The sequence below is a fragment of the Actinomycetospora sp. genome (assembly GCF_036497245.1).
In the GTDB taxonomy this organism is placed as follows: Bacteria; Actinomycetota; Actinomycetes; order Mycobacteriales; family Pseudonocardiaceae; genus Actinomycetospora.
Genome location: NZ_DASXJS010000082.1, coordinates 1 through 12,904, shown reverse-complemented (window position 1 = coordinate 12,904; position 12,904 = coordinate 1). Strand labels below are relative to the sequence as shown.

Here is a 12,904-nt window from a genome sequence, read left to right as displayed (position 1 = left end):
GTTCGGCGGCGTCTCGCTGACCGACGCGGCGCACCAGGTGCTCGAGGACCACGAGAAGCGCATCCTCGACGCCGCACCCCCGGAGATCGGGGACCAGGCACTCGCCATCCTCCGTCTGCACCTGGACCGGGCGGGCAGCCCTCTCGAGGGCCCCTCGCGCTGAGAACGGTGCCGCACGATGGAATCGCGGACGGCACCGACCGTGTCCGATCCGTCGATCAACTTGTCACTTGGTCTCATGTTCTCGGATGACTCCGGGCAGATGATCGCCGAACAGGCGACAAGCGATCTGGGGTGCCTGGCTCGCTACGGTGACGCTCTGCGGCCGTCCGGGGCGGACGAGCTGACCTGGCGGCTCGAGCTGTTGGACGAGCTGGTCCGGACCGGGCGCCGGTTCGCCGCGGCGGCCGGGCACGTCGTCGGCGATGCCGACCCGTCGATCACCTGGATGGTCCGGGAGCTCGCCGCCGCCGTCGATCTGCACTGCGACCGCGTCGTGCGCGCCGTCCGGGAGCGGCCCGACCTGGCCGCGCTGCCGGCCGTGGCGGGTTCCGGCCGGGTGGTGCCGTTCCCCACTCCCTACGGACGGATGGCCGGTGACTCCCGGGCGTGGCCGGCCGGGCAGGTGGCGCCGCACGACCCCGCCGCGCTGCTCGAGGAGCGCACCGTCATCAGCACCGCGACGGGCGTCCTGATGGTCCGGCACGAGTGCGACGCCGAGGCCGCCTACTCCCTGCTCGTGGGGCGGGCGCGGGAGGCGGGGACGTCCGCGTATGCCGTCGCCGCCCAGGTGATCTCCGTCCAGGGCTGACCGGGCCGGGGCAGGCCGAGCACCCGACTCATCGCGCACCCGCGTCGTCGGGCAGGCGGGTGAGGGTGCGCAGCGTCTCGGCCAGGCGCTCGCGGTGGTGATCGAGCGCCGCCGCGGTGACGTCGCCGTCCGCGACGGCCCAGGCGAACTCGTCGGTCAGGACCCGCAGCGCGGCGTTGACGGCGGCCGCGCGGAGGCGCACGTCGAGGTCGTCGGCGGGCAGGCCGAGGCGGGCGGCCAGGGCGGCGGCGATCGTCGGCTCGGCCCGCTCGTGCAGGACGAGCCACACCGCGCGCAGCCCCGGCTCGTCACGGGTCAGGCGCACGACGGCGAGGACGGTCCCGGCGTCCGACGGGGCGAGGTCCACGGCGTAGACGGCACGCAGGTGCTCGTCGAGCTCGAGGTGCCCGGGCCAGCTGGCCAGTACCGCCACGAAGTCGTCGACCGAGGTCGTGAGCACCGGCTCGACGCAGGCCTCCTTCGCCCGGAAGAGCCGCCACAGGGTGCGTTCGGACACGCCCGCGGCGCGGGCGATCTGCTCGCCCGTGGTCTCGGTGACGCCCTGCTCGCTGAACAGTCGCACCGCGTGGCGCGAGATCGCGAGGCGACGGCGGGCGCGCTGCTCCTCGCTCTCGGGCGGGCGGCCGCGGCGTGCGCCGCCGTCCTCGGCCCGCTCGGCGCTCACGACGACCCCCTCCGTCCGGCGTGACCGGTTCCGCCCACCTTAACGATCGCTATTTGTGGCAGTAACTGCCATAAAGACGTACGGTCGGTGACGCCACCGCCACTGTGAGGAGTGCCATGACCGTCGCCGCCGAGCGTCCCGCGCTGCCCTTCGCCCGCCCGAACGTGCTCGAGCTCGCCCCGCTCTACGACGTGCTGCGTCGCGAGGCCCCGGTCGCACCGGTCACCACCCCCGCCGGCGACCCGGCCTGGCTGGTCACCCGCTTCGAGGAGGTCCGTGATCTCCTGGGCGACAAGCGCCTCGGCCGGTCGCACCCGCGTCCCGAGCAGGCCGCCCGGATCACCCACGGCGCCGTCCAGGAAGGCCCGTCCGGCAACTACGAGACCGAGGAGGCCGACCACACCCGCATGCGGCGCCTCCTCACCCCGGCCTTCTCGGCCAAGCGGATGCGTCGGATGGGCGAGGACGTGCAGGCGCTCGTCGACGGCTACGTCGACGACCTGATCGCGGCCCGGGAGGCCTCCCCGGACGGCGTCGCCGACCTGCACGAGAACCTCGCCGTGCCGCTGCCCGTCGCCGTCATCTGCCGCCTGCTCGGCGTGCCGCACGAGCACGGCGACTACTTCCGGGACCTCTCCGACCGCATGGCGACCTACTCGCCCGAGGTGGACGCCGTCGGCGCCCGCGCCGAGTTCGGGCGCTACATGGCCGGACTCGCCGAGCAGAAGCGCGCCGCGCCGTGCGAGGACGTCATCTCCGACCTCGTGCGGGCCCAGGCGGAGGACGACACCTACGACTACGACGAGATGATCCGGCTCTCGGTCGGCCTGCTCTTCGCCGGCCACGAGACCACGGTCAACCGGATCGGCCTCGGCACCCTCCTGCTGCTCACCCACCGCGAGCGCTGGGAGGACCTGGTCGCCGACCCCGACGGGCGCACCGACGCCCACGTGGAGGAGATCATGCGCCTCGGCGCCCCCGGTGACCTCGGGCTGCTGCGCTACGCGCACACCGACGTCGAGGTCGGCGGGGTGACCGTCGCCGAGGGCGACGCCGTCATCCTCTCGGTCAACGCCGCCAACCGGGACCCGAACGCCTTCGCCGACGCCGAGGCCTTCGACCCCGACCGGGAGGAGCGGGCCCACGTCGGCTTCGGGCACGGCGGGCACTTCTGCATCGGGGCGAGCCTGGCTCGCACCGAGCTCCGCACCGTGTTCAGCACGGTCGCGCGGCGCCTGCCCGACCTGCGTCTCGCCGCCGATCTCGACGACATCGAGGTGCGGACGCAGCATCTCACCGGGGGTGTGAAGGCGCTGCCCGTGACCTGGTGACGGTGAAGGTCCGTTTCACGGGCCCGACCGTCCGGGCACCACCGGAGCGTCGGGGGCCGAGAGCCGTCGACCGGGGCGGCTCCGGCCCCCGTTGAGCACACAGCGGAACCGGAGCCGTCACCGACCCGATGCCTGATGTTGCCCGGTGCATGTTCGTCAAGCATCGTGGTCGCGGAGGTGCGTCGTGACGAAAGCCGTGCAGGACCTCATGGTCGAGGTCGAACGCGTCCGCGACGCGTTCGTCGGCGCCGTCCTGACGGCCGACCCCGACGCCGCCCGCGCACTGATGACCACCGACGCGACGCTGCAGATCGACCCGACCGGGACCGGCGCGTCCGGCGCGGACCCGCTCTGCCGGTTCCTCACCGAGCAGATCGCTCCCGGCCTCCCCGCCGACCTCGCCGTGCGGCGCCGCTCGCGCACGGGCGACCGGTGGCACGTCGTCGACGAGGAGACCGTCTCCTTCACCCATGATCGCGAGATGCCGTGGCTGCTGCCCGGGATCGCGGCGACGGGGTGTGCGGCCGAGGTCGACGTGGTGACCGTGGTCGGCGTCCGGCGGTCGCTCGTCGTCCGGTTCCGGATGGCGTGGGACCTGCTGGGGCTCGCCGACCAGCTCGGGCTCGATCCCGGGCAGCTCCCGCGCCGCCGTCACCGCTCCCTGGTCACGGACGTGTCGCGCGGGGCGTGAGCGCCGCCGCGAGGACCGCGGGCCGCCACCCGCGCAGGGAGCTCACGACGGCGAGCCCGCTCGCCCGCTCGAGGTCCTCGGGCAGGAGCACGCGCTCGTCCAGGTCCCCGCGCCCGACCAGCACCCCCCGCGCCACGCCGGGCAGCGCCCCGCCGCCCAGGGGCGGTGTGCACCAGCGGTCGTCGAGGCGGACGGCGAGCGAGGCGATCGTCGTCTCGGTGAGCTCGCCCGCGGTGTTGACCAGCACGACGTCGTCGGCGTCGGGGTGGGTGCGCCGGGCCGCGGCGAGCCTGCGGGAGTAGGGCTCGCGATCGGTGGTCTTGTGGTGCGGCCAGGGCGCCGCCGCGTCCACCGGGTCGGAGAGCAGCGGCGGGGCGAGGACGACCGGGCCGTCGTCGGCGGGAAGCGGGGCCAGGGTGACCTCGACGGACCCGTCGGGGTGGAGCACCACCCGCACCCGGGCCTCGCGCACGCCGGCGAGGTGCTCCTCGACGGCGGGCCGCACCGCCGACGCGTCCAGGCCGAGGAACGCGGCCGAGTCCGCCAGCCGCGCGAGGTGGCGCTCCCGGTACACCGCGTGCCCGCCGCGCACACCGAACGTCTCCAGCAGGCCCACCTCGGGCGGGCGGTGGGTGAGCACCCGGGCCTTGGCGCGGGTCTCCGCGTGCTCCGCGGCCGCGTCGGAGTCCCAGGTGATGCCGCCGCCGGTGCCGTAGACAGCGCGGGCGGTGCCGCGCGGGGCCCCGGGCGGTGTCCGGTCCACCACCGCGGTGCGGATGGCGACGGAGAACTGCAGGTCCGGCAGACCCGTGCCGTGGCCCGGCGGCGCCACCCACCCGATCGCGCCGCAGTACACCCCGCGCGGGTCGTCCTCCAGGGCCGCGATCAGGCGCATCGTCGAGCCCTTCGGGGCGCCGGTCACCGAGCCGCACGGGAACAGGGCGCGCATCAGCGCGAGCACCCCGGTGCCCGGCCGGGCCGTGGCGGTGATCCCGCTGGTCAGCTGCCACACCGTCTCGAAGCGCTCCGCCGCGCACAGCGACCCGACCCGCACCGACCCGTTCACCGCCACCCGCGAGACGTCGTTGCGCAGCAGGTCGACGATCATGACGTTCTCGGCCCGCTCCTTGGGATCGGCCCGCAGCCGTGCCGCGATCGACGCGTCCTCCGCGGTGGTGCGCCCGCGGCCCGCGGTGCCCTTCATCGGGCGCAGCGTGAGCTCGTCGCCGTCGCGGCGCACGAACAGCTCCGGGCTCGCGCTGACCACCACGAAGCGGCCGAGGTCGAGCAGCGCGTGGTGGCTGCCGCGCTGGGCGTGGGCGAGGTCGGCGTAGAGCCCGGTGAGGTCCGGGTCCGCGGCGAGGTCGAGCTCGCCGTCGACCCGCGCGGTGAGGTTCGTCTGGTAGGTCAGCCCGGCGGCGATCTGCTCGCGCACCCGGGCGACGTCCGCGGCGTGGGCGGCGGCTCCGCCGCGGGGCGACCACCGCCCGGTCGGGGCGCCGGCGCGCTCGACGACCGGGACCTCGCGCGGCGGGGTCCGGGTCAGACCGAACCAGGCGAGCGGCGGACCGTCGGGCTCCGGCGGGTGCGTGACGAGGTGGGGGTCGAGCCCGGGCGCGGCCTCGTAGGCGAGGTGGCCGTAGGCCCACGCCCCGCCCGCGGTCGCCGCTTCCAGGTCCGCGAGCACCCCGGCGACCTCGTCGGGACGGGTCGCGACGAGGACCTCCTCCGGCGGGTCGAAACGCCAGGCCCGGCCCGCGCGCAGGTCGTCGAAACGGGCGCCGCGGCTCACGCGGGCACAGCCTTCCCGACGTCGGGCCGGGAGTCGATGCGCGTACCGTCACCCCATGCTCGGTGCCACCCCGACCTGGCCGCCGCCGGACACCGACCGCAACCGGTTCCTGTTCCGGCTCGGCTTCGGACTCGGTGTGCTCGCCTCCGCCTACGTCCTGGCGTTCGCGCTGGTCAGCCAGGGGTGGCTGCCGTTCGTGGCCGCGGTCCTGCTGATCGCGGGCACGCTGATGCTCGGCATCGGCCTGCTCCTCATGCGCCGCACGCGCCGCGAGGCCGAGGGTGGTTCCGGGGACGACGCCGAGGCCGGCGACGCCACCGCTGCCGATGACGCCACCGACGACTCCGGGTCCGACGGCTCCGATTCCGACGACCCCGGGCCCGACGACTCCGGCGCTACACCGCGTCCTCGTCCGCGACCTGCTCCCAGCGCTCACTGAGCCGGTCGAGGGTCGCGAGCAGCGTCGTGACCCCTCCGGCCTCCTCGTCGCCCGGCATCAGCCGCAGGTTGAGCCGTCCGACGCGCCGGGTGACGTCGTCGAGCACGGCCTCGCCCTGGGTGGTCAGGGTGAGTAACTTGCGGCGCCCGTCGGCGGGTGCCGTGTCGCGGCGGATGAGCGCCCGGTCCTCGAGGCGACGGCAGACGTCGGCCATCGTCGAGCGGTCCAGCGCCACCGAGGCCGCGAGCGAGCCCTGGTCGATGCGCGGGTAGGCAGCCACCGCGGTCATGACCGCGAACTGCGGTCCGGTCAGTGCGGTGTCCACGTGCCGCAGCCACGCCGCCGAATAGGCCTGGTAGAGCCGTCGGACGAGGAATCCCGGGGCGTCCCGCAGTGGTTGCGGCGTGTCCGGCGGTCCTCCTGGTCCATTCCCGTTCGTCTCCGGCGAACCGATCTCGTCCAGCTTCGCCGACCCGTGGTCTCGAGTCATTCCGTCCTCGTTCCCCCTGGCGCCGGGACGACCCGTGTCGACGACCACGAGGCGTTGACCCCGATGAGGTGGCCGACCGCGGAGCGCTCCGCCGCGAACAGCACGTCACCCGTCCGGACGGGACGGGGACGCGTTCCCCCTGCACGCCGCGTCGCGGCGTTGACCCGCACGCTACGGACTCGACCCCCTGTGGGCGAGTCGTGGCGTTCCCTGGCGCGTCGGGCGGGGTAGTCATGCCCGACCGGGCAGCTCCATTGGGACCTGTGCCGGGAACAGACGCCGGACGTCGTCGAGGGTGACGAGGCGCAGGCCGATCACCTGGTCGACGACCGCGACCCGCCAGCCGCGGGTCTTGTCGTTGAGCCGCACGCCGCGCAGCCAGCGCTGGGCGTGACGGAACGCCTCGCTCTGGGTCTTGGGGCTCGGTACCGGCCTGCCCGCGTCGCGGTGCCACGCGGCGATCTGCTCGGCGTCGCCGTGGACGTGCTGCGGCGAGCGCAGCGACGGGGAACCGGCTCCGTCGGGGCTCTGCGCGGCGGCGATCAGGGTCGGGCCGCACGCGGCGACCAGGACCGACCACCACGTCTCGTCGGTCGGCAGCGCGGCGTTGACCGTGACGCCACCGGCCAGATCGGGGACCTCGGAGGCGCCGCCCACCGGCCCGAACGCCAGCAGCGCCAGCGTCACCTCGCGGCCGTCGGCCAGCCAGAGCCCCAGCGAGGCGCGCGAGTCCCGCACGAGCAGCCCGTTGCCCTCACGGATGCGGTCCTGGCCGGCGACACCCGGGACGACGAGGGTGAGCTGCCCGCCGTGGCGCTGGCGGTTGATCACGAGGTAGGCGTCGTCGCGGACCTCGATCTCGGCCGCGACCCGGGAGACCTGGTCGTCGCCGACGTGCACGTTCCGGTCCGAGGCGGCGTTGCGGCCGATCGTCGCGACGTCCCCCCACGGCACCGAGATCCGCCGTTCGGTCCGGACGTCGAGCAGGGCCAGGCCGCCGAGCGGCAGCCGCCGCGCCGCCTCGCGGACCTGCCTCACGCACCCTCCCGCCGTCGTCACCTGCCCTCAGTATCCCCGCGAGACGACCGTGCACCGGGACACGACCGGCGCCGTCCTCGTCGCGTCCGTGCGCACCGCCGGACCCGGCTCGGGCACCTGCAGCCGCACACGCGGGCCGTCGGTGCCCAGGGCCAGCACGGATCCGGGCGGCAGGGGCGTCGGGCCGGCGATCCGCACGCCGTCGACCGTGGTGCCGTTGGTCGAGCCGAGATCGGTGACGGTCCAGCCACCGCCCGACGGGTCGGGGGCGAGGGCGACGTGGCGCCAGGAGACGCTCGGGTGGTCGACGGCGACCTCGCACGCCGGATCGCGCCCCAGCTCGACGCGCCCGTCGACCTCGGCGTCCTCGAGGCGGGAACCGGCCGGGTCGTCGACGACGAGCACCGCCCGCGTCGTGGGGGAGGGCCCGAGCCCCGCGACCCGGGCCGCGCGGCCCACCCTGCCCATCACGGTCCGCAGCCGCGCCGGAACGGACACCGTCGCCATCGTGGCGAGGGTCCCTGCGGGCCGTGACGGGCCGGACGGGCCGGGCGGCCCGGGTCGCGCCGCCCCGGGGTGCGCCCGACCGGCGGGGACGCCGGGCGGGGGCGTCGCGGCCGACGGGCGCAGCGCCCGGGGCGGGGGTGCCGCGCCGCGCGCAGGGGCGAGCGGCGCGGACGTCGAGGCGCACGCCGCGGCCACCGGCGGCTGCTGCGGCTCGGAGAAGGCGGCGGTGACGACGACGCGCCCCAACGGCACGTCGTCGGAGACGAGCAGGTGGACCCAGGTGCGCTCGGCGAGCCGGCGCACCCCGTGCTCGGACCCGTGGGTCACGTAGCCCTCGGCGAGCTCGCGGGCCAGCGCCTCCAGCGGACGGCGCGCCGCGACCTCGGCGGCGTCGACCGGGTGCCATTCCACCCACAGGTGCGGCGCCGCGACCTGCTGGCCGCGCGGGGTCCAGACCAGCGCGTCCTGTCCGTCGAGCCGCGTCGCGGTGGCGCGCAGCAGCCCGTCGCCGTGCACCCACGGGCGGGCCAGCGCCAGCCGGAGCGCCCGCCGGACCGGCGCCCCCGCCGGCGGGGCGAGGGAGAAGTCGGTGGTGGCGCGCTCCGTGGTCGGGGCGTCGAGCGGCTCGGGCCGGGGGCGGGCCCAGGCCGCGACGACGACGGCCAGCCCGGCGGCCGCCACCAGCAGCACGACGACGAGCAGGGCGACCAGCAGCGACCCCGAGGTCCACCAGAGCAGGACCAGGGCGAGCGCGCCCCCACCGAGCACGAGCCGGGCTCGGGTGTTCAGCAGCGGCGGCTGCGCTTCTCGAGGTGCGCTCACGACGCACCCCCGACGGCGACCACGCGGTCCAGGCCCGGCACCCGGTCGGCGACCTGGGTCGGGGTCGGCAGGTGCGCGGCGGTCGCGGTGAGCACCGAGCTGCCCCGGACGGCCTGGCCCAGCCCGGCGGGTCCGATCGCCACCAGCGCGGTCCCGATCGCCACGCACACCACGAGCGCGAGGCCGCCGTGCGCGACGACCCCGACCACCCGCTCGAGCAGGTGCGGACGCGCCATCCGGCCGCCGCCGCGGGAGGCGAGCGCGTCGGCGAGGCGGCGGCCCGCGCCGAGACCGATCAACCCGCCGACCACGATCGCGACGACGAGCGCGACCGTCGAGGACGCGTCCCACCAGGTCGCGAGCCAGCCGCCGAGGAGCACCCCGGCCACCGCGCCCGCCAGCGACAGCACCAGTGCGGTGCCACCGCGCCGCCAGCCGCGGAAGGCGGCAAGGGCGACGACGGCCAGCACCACGAGATCCACGGCCAGATCCGCTCCGGCGTTCACGGGGTCCTCCTCGCGTCCGGCAACGATGTCGACCCCGAGTCAAGCGGGGTGAGCGGGCCGGTGGCCGGACGCGATCGGGAACTAATTACCGGGTTGATCCGGACGTGACCGCGAGCACAACGGCCGATGTGAGCCGGATCCTCACGTTGACCCGGTACCGTGGGTAGCGGTAACCGCCGGTCTCCGGTACTCCTGGTACCTAGTAATTCGCCAGGCTGAGGAGAGACCGTGACAGCGATCGGACACTCGCCGCTCGTGCGCCGCTGGCGCGCCGCCGCGACCCGCTTCACCACCCCGCTGCTCCCCGACGACTACCTGACCCTCGTCAACCCGCTGTGGTCCGCCCGTGAGCTGCGGGGCCGGATCGTGAGTGTCACCCCGGAGGCCGAGGACGCGGCGACGATCGTCGTCGAGCCCGGCTGGGGCTGGAGCTTCTCCCACGCCGCCGGCCAGTACATCGGCATCGGCGTGCAGATCGACGGGCGCTTCGTGTGGCGCTCGTACTCGCTCACCACGCCGCCGTCGCGCGACGGCAGGCGGCTCGTGGTGACGGTGCGCGCGATGCCCGAGGGCTTCGCGTCACGCCACCTCGTCCACGGCGTCCGGGCCGGCACGATCGTGCGGCTCGCCCCGCCCGCCGGGGAGTTCGTGCTGCCCGACCCGCTGCCGGGCAAGGTCCTCATGCTCACCGCGGGCAGCGGCATCACGCCGATCATGGCGATGCTGCGGACGCTCGACCGACGGCACGGGACCGGCTCACCCGCGGACGTGACCGTGGTGCACTCCGCGCCCGACGCGGACCGGGCGCTCTTCGCCGACGAGCTCGTCCTGCTCGCCCGCCGCCACCCCGGCTGGCGGATCGTGCAGCGTCACACCCGGGTCGAGGGCCACCTGCTCCTGCACGAGGGGAACCCCGGTGCGGGTAGAGCGACCGGATCCTCCCCTCGCGCCACGCTCGAGGGGCTCGTCCCGGACTGGCGCCAGCGCGAGACCTGGGCGTGCGGCCCGACCGCCATGCTCGACGCCGCCGAGAAGGCCTGGGCCGATGCCGGGATCCGGGACGCCCTGCACCTCGAGCGCTTCTCCGCCGATCTCACCGGCGGCGAGGCCGAGGGCGGCACGATCACGTTCGCCCGCTCCGGGCGGACCGTGGACGTCGACGGCGCCACGACGGTGCTCGAGGCAGGCGAGAACGCCGGGATCCCGATGCCGTTCGGCTGCCGCATGGGCATCTGCCACACCTGCGTCGCCCCGCTGCGCTCCGGCGCGGTCCGCGATCTGCGCGACGGGGCCGAGGCGCGCGTCGCCGGGACGGACCAGGGCACACGCGCCGTCCAGACCTGCGTGAGCGCGGCGTCGGGCGACTGCGTCATCGACCTCTAGAGACCTCTCCATACGAGAAGGGACATCACCATGGCCATCTCCGACATCACGGAGTTCGCCCACCTGACCGACGCCGACGTCGAGGCGCTGGGCGAGGAGTTCGACCAGATCCGACGCGACGTCGAGGCCTCGCGCGGCGAGGCCGACGCCGAGTACATCCGCTCGATCATCCGCACCCAGCGCCGCCTGAACATCGCCGGCCGCGTCGCACTGTTCGGCAGCCCGATCCCGCCGCTCTGGATGGCGGGTGCCGCCCTGCTGGGCGTGGCCAAGATCCTCGAGAACATGGAGATCGGCCACAACGTCATGCACGGCCAGTGGGACTGGATGAACGACCCCGAGATCCACTCGGCCACCTGGGAGTGGGACAACGTCTGCCCCGCCGAGCAGTGGAAGCACTCCCACAACTACCTGCACCACACCTATACGAACGTCATCGGCAAGGACAAGGACGTCGGATACGAGATCCTCCGGGTCACCTCCGACCAGAAGTGGCACCCGGTCAACCTCGGTCAGCCGGTGTTCAACACGCTGCTGATGCTGCTGTTCCAGCACGGGGTGGCGATCCACGACCTCGACATCGACGGACTGCTGCACCGCGATCTCCAGGACCCCGAGGAGTTCCGGGCCAAGCTGGAGCAGGTCGGGCGCAAGATGCGGCACCAGATGGGCAAGGACTACATCCTCTTCCCGCTGCTCACCGGGCCGTTCTTCCTCACCACGCTCACCGCGAACATGGCCGCGAACCTCATCCGCAACGTGTGGTCCTACGCGATCATCTTCTGCGGGCACTTCCCCGACGGTGCCGAGGTGTTCACCGAGGAGCAGCTGGAGAACGAGACGTCGGGACAGTGGTACCTGCGCCAGCTGCTGGGGTCGGCGAACTTCACCGGCGGACGGCTCATGCACGTCATGTCCGGCTCGCTCGGCTACCAGATCGAGCACCACCTGTTCCCGGACCTGCCGTCGAACCGCTACCCGGAGATCGCGGAGCGCGTGACGGCGATCTGCGAGCGCTACGATCTGCCCTACACGACCGGACCGTTCCCGAAGCAGTTCTGGAAGTCGATCCGCACCATCTGGCGGCTCGCGCTCCCGAACAAGAAGTTCGCGGCCGAGCAGCAGGCCCACGAGTCGGAGGGCCTGCGCCGCGAGAGCGCGACGACGAGCCCGTCGGCGGCCCGCGAGGCCCGCGTCGCGGCCTGATCCCGGCACGGCGGCCCGGTCCTGGAGCCCTCTCCGGGGCCGGGCCGCCCGGCGTTCCGTCCATGATCACGAGTTGGTGAGCGACACGCGCAAGATGCCGGTGCGACGCGCTCACGAAGTCCTGATCTTCGTGTCCGGCCTGGCCCCGGAACCCCGCCGACTAGCGTGGGGGCCGTGTCGATCTCCCCCTACGGATCGTGGCCGACCCCGGTGACCTCGGAACTGGTGGTCGCCGCCGCCGTCCGCCTCGACGAGGTCCGTCCCGACGGCACCGGAGCCGTGATCTGGGGCGAGGGCCGCGCCGCCGAGGGTGGCCGGACCGCGCTGGTGCGGCGCGACCCCGACGGGACACGCACCGACCTGCTGCCCACCGGCGGCAACGCGCGCACGGCGGTGCACGAGTACGGCGGTGGGGCCTGGTGGACCAGCCCCGCCGAGCCGGGCGTCGTGTTCTACGTCGACTGGGCCGACCAGCGGCTGCGCCGGCTCGAGGCGGGCGAGGAGGTCGTCCTGACCCCCGAGCCCGCGGTGTCCCGCGGCGACCGCTACGCCGACGGGGACGTCGCGCCGGACGGCACCTGGCTGGTCTGCGTCCGCGAGCACCACCCCTCGGGGGCCGGCCCCGCCACCGAGGTCGTCAACGAGATCGTGCGGCTCGACGCGCAGGTGCCCTCCGAGCCCGAGGTGCTGGTCAGCGGGCCGGACTTCGTCGCCGCGCCCCGTCTCTCGCCGGACGGCTCACGGCTCGCGTGGGTCTCCTGGGACCACCCGTCGATGCCGTGGGACGACACCGTGCTCACCGTCCGCGACCTCGCCGCCGGGACGGACACCGTCGTCGCGGGCGGTCCCGGCGAATCGGTCGCCGAACCGGCCTGGCAGGCCGACGGATCGCTGACGTTCCTGTCCGACCGCACCGGCTGGTGGAACCTCTACCGCAGGCCGGCCGACGGAACGGTCGAGCCGCTGGTGGTGCTCGACGCCGAGATCGGCGTGCCCGGCTGGCAGCTCGGCGGCTCCCGGTCCGCGCTGCTCGGGTCCGGACGGCCCGCCGATGGCGGCACGGTCGTGTTCGCGCGCTCCTCGGAGGGCTTCGACGCGCTCGCCGTCGCCGGGACCGACGGCACGATCACGGTCCTGGAGACCGGGTTCACGGCGATCCGCTCGGTCCGCGCGGACGGGCCGGACGCCGTGGTGTGCGTGGCG

Annotated in this window: 13 protein-coding genes; 7 read left to right on the top strand and 6 right to left on the bottom strand. The window is 74.6% G+C overall.

Annotated elements, in window-relative coordinates; genetic code table 11:
- The first annotated feature begins 238 nt into the window (after nucleotides 1-238).
- Nucleotides 239-811, top strand: a complete 573-nt coding sequence (locus VGI02_RS09105; protein ID WP_331627010.1) for an ANTAR domain-containing protein — start codon at nucleotides 239-241, stop codon at nucleotides 809-811.
- 28 nt (nucleotides 812-839) lie between these two features.
- Here VGI02_RS09105 and VGI02_RS09100 read toward each other — a convergent pair whose 3' ends face one another.
- A complete protein-coding gene (locus VGI02_RS09100) occupies nucleotides 840-1,496 on the bottom strand; it encodes a TetR/AcrR family transcriptional regulator (RefSeq protein ID WP_331627009.1) in 657 nt (218 codons plus the stop codon).
- A 116-nt stretch (nucleotides 1,497-1,612) separates the two neighbouring features.
- Between VGI02_RS09100 and VGI02_RS09095 the strand changes: the two genes are divergently transcribed.
- A complete protein-coding gene (locus VGI02_RS09095; RefSeq protein ID WP_331627008.1) occupies nucleotides 1,613-2,827 on the top strand; it encodes a cytochrome P450 in 1,215 nt (404 codons plus the stop codon).
- Between the two features lie 184 nt (nucleotides 2,828-3,011).
- Nucleotides 3,012-3,518, top strand: a complete 507-nt coding sequence (locus VGI02_RS09090; protein WP_331627007.1) for a Cif family virulence factor — start codon at nucleotides 3,012-3,014, stop codon at nucleotides 3,516-3,518.
- On the opposite strand, the gene VGI02_RS09085 is transcribed toward VGI02_RS09090, so the two are convergent.
- Nucleotides 3,493-5,310, bottom strand: a complete 1,818-nt coding sequence (locus VGI02_RS09085; RefSeq protein WP_331627006.1) for a chorismate-binding protein — start codon at nucleotides 5,308-5,310, stop codon at nucleotides 3,493-3,495. The genes VGI02_RS09090 and VGI02_RS09085 overlap by 26 nt on opposite strands.
- 55 nt (nucleotides 5,311-5,365) lie before the next feature.
- Here VGI02_RS09085 and VGI02_RS09080 point away from each other — a divergent pair, with 55 nt between their 5' ends.
- Nucleotides 5,366-5,749, top strand: a complete 384-nt coding sequence (locus tag VGI02_RS09080; protein ID WP_331627005.1) for a hypothetical protein — start codon at nucleotides 5,366-5,368, stop codon at nucleotides 5,747-5,749.
- On the opposite strand, the gene VGI02_RS09075 is transcribed toward VGI02_RS09080, so the two are convergent.
- From VGI02_RS09075 to VGI02_RS09060, 4 genes are all read right to left on the bottom strand, one after another.
- Nucleotides 5,706-6,239, bottom strand: coding sequence for a MarR family winged helix-turn-helix transcriptional regulator (locus VGI02_RS09075; protein WP_331627004.1), 534 nt, complete (start codon nucleotides 6,237-6,239; stop codon nucleotides 5,706-5,708). The two genes, VGI02_RS09080 and VGI02_RS09075, sit on opposite strands and share 44 nt — an antisense overlap.
- A 231-nt stretch (nucleotides 6,240-6,470) precedes the next feature.
- Nucleotides 6,471-7,277 (bottom strand): FHA domain-containing protein, encoded by an 807-nt coding sequence (locus VGI02_RS09070; protein ID WP_331627003.1) that lies wholly within the window; start codon nucleotides 7,275-7,277, stop codon nucleotides 6,471-6,473.
- A gap of 27 nt (nucleotides 7,278-7,304) precedes the next feature.
- Nucleotides 7,305-8,606 carry an FHA domain-containing protein gene (locus VGI02_RS09065; RefSeq protein ID WP_331627002.1) on the bottom strand — a complete coding sequence of 434 codons (1,302 nt, stop codon included), beginning with the start codon at nucleotides 8,604-8,606 and terminating at the stop codon, nucleotides 7,305-7,307.
- A complete protein-coding gene (locus tag VGI02_RS09060) occupies nucleotides 8,603-9,112 on the bottom strand; it encodes a hypothetical protein (RefSeq protein ID WP_331627001.1) in 510 nt (169 codons plus the stop codon). Before VGI02_RS09060 ends, VGI02_RS09065 begins: the two co-directional genes overlap by 4 nt.
- 228 nt (nucleotides 9,113-9,340) lie before the next feature.
- On the opposite strand from VGI02_RS09060, the gene VGI02_RS09055 reads away from it, so the two are divergent.
- From VGI02_RS09055 to VGI02_RS09045, 3 genes are all read left to right on the top strand, one after another.
- The gene (locus VGI02_RS09055; RefSeq protein WP_331627000.1) at nucleotides 9,341-10,495 is read left to right on the top strand and encodes a ferredoxin reductase; all 1,155 of its coding nucleotides are present in this window, start codon (nucleotides 9,341-9,343) and stop codon (nucleotides 10,493-10,495) included.
- A gap of 30 nt (nucleotides 10,496-10,525) precedes the next feature.
- Nucleotides 10,526-11,701, top strand: coding sequence for a fatty acid desaturase family protein (locus tag VGI02_RS09050; protein ID WP_331626999.1), 1,176 nt, complete (start codon nucleotides 10,526-10,528; stop codon nucleotides 11,699-11,701).
- A 174-nt stretch (nucleotides 11,702-11,875) separates the two neighbouring features.
- The coding region (locus VGI02_RS09045; RefSeq protein ID WP_414638225.1) for a TolB family protein at nucleotides 11,876-12,904 on the top strand (1,029 nt) is incomplete at its 3' end.

Bases quoted from the DNA above. Each gene is read 5' to 3' on its own strand.
- VGI02_RS09105 (WP_331627010.1), top strand. From the start codon at position 239: ATGTTCTCGGATGACTCCGGGCAGATGATCGCCGAACAGGCGACAAGC.
- VGI02_RS09095 (WP_331627008.1), top strand. From the start codon at position 1,613: ATGACCGTCGCCGCCGAGCGTCCCGCGCTGCCCTTCGCCCGCCCGAAC.
- VGI02_RS09080 (WP_331627005.1), top strand. From the start codon at position 5,366: ATGCTCGGTGCCACCCCGACCTGGCCGCCGCCGGACACCGACCGCAAC.
- VGI02_RS09075 (WP_331627004.1), bottom strand. From the start codon at position 6,239: ATGACTCGAGACCACGGGTCGGCGAAGCTGGACGAGATCGGTTCGCCG.
- VGI02_RS09050 (WP_331626999.1), top strand. From the start codon at position 10,526: ATGGCCATCTCCGACATCACGGAGTTCGCCCACCTGACCGACGCCGAC.